The organism is Clostridium sp. AF34-10BH, from assembly GCF_003478095.1.
In the GTDB taxonomy this organism is placed as follows: domain Bacteria; phylum Bacillota; class Clostridia; order Lachnospirales; family Lachnospiraceae; genus Acetatifactor; species Acetatifactor acetigignens.
On record NZ_QUEC01000081.1, the window covers coordinates 1 to 633 of the forward strand.

Here is a 633-nt window from a genome sequence, read left to right on the forward strand (position 1 = left end):
ATTTGTGAGGGTAATTATGATAAATTTTTTGAATGATATAAGGAATGCAGAAAATCCAATATCCAATAATAGAAAACTTATAAATACCATAGCGATATTGTTTCTCGGAATAGCTTTGGGAACTTTCTCAAAATATCTGGATTTTCGTCAAACTGAACTTCCAGGTGTGCTTATGGCAATAAATGGAGTCTTAGATATTGGTAATTTTCTTGGGCGTTTTGCAATCTGGATATTGATTGCACTGTGTATTTCTATTTATAGCAATTCTGCAATAAGAGCAAGCATCAATGTTTTTGTATTCTTTGTTGGTATGGTTGCAAGCTACTATTTGTATTCAAACTATATTGCAGGATTTTTCCCAAGAAGTTATGCGATGATTTGGTTTGGATTTACAGCTGTTTCTCCATTGTTGGCTTTTGTCTGTTGGTATGCAAAGGGGAAAAGCAAACTGGCATTTATACTATCAGCGCTGATTTTGGCAGTATTGTTCAATATGTGCTTTGTATATGGATGCTGGTATTTTAATGCAAAATCTGTTTTGGAAGTGATAGTCTTTATTATTGGACTTATTGTTTTGAGGAGAGACACATTGAGGAGTTCTGCGCTAATGGGAACGATTAGTATAGTTCTTGC

At 34.1% G+C, this 633-nt stretch carries 1 protein-coding gene; it reads left to right on the plus strand.

Features of this window, described 5'->3' with window-relative positions:
* Positions 1-16: 16 nt before the first annotated feature.
* Positions 17-633 (plus strand): hypothetical protein (locus tag DWZ61_RS19445; protein ID WP_118540121.1); only part of this gene is annotated, 617 nt, incomplete at its 3' end.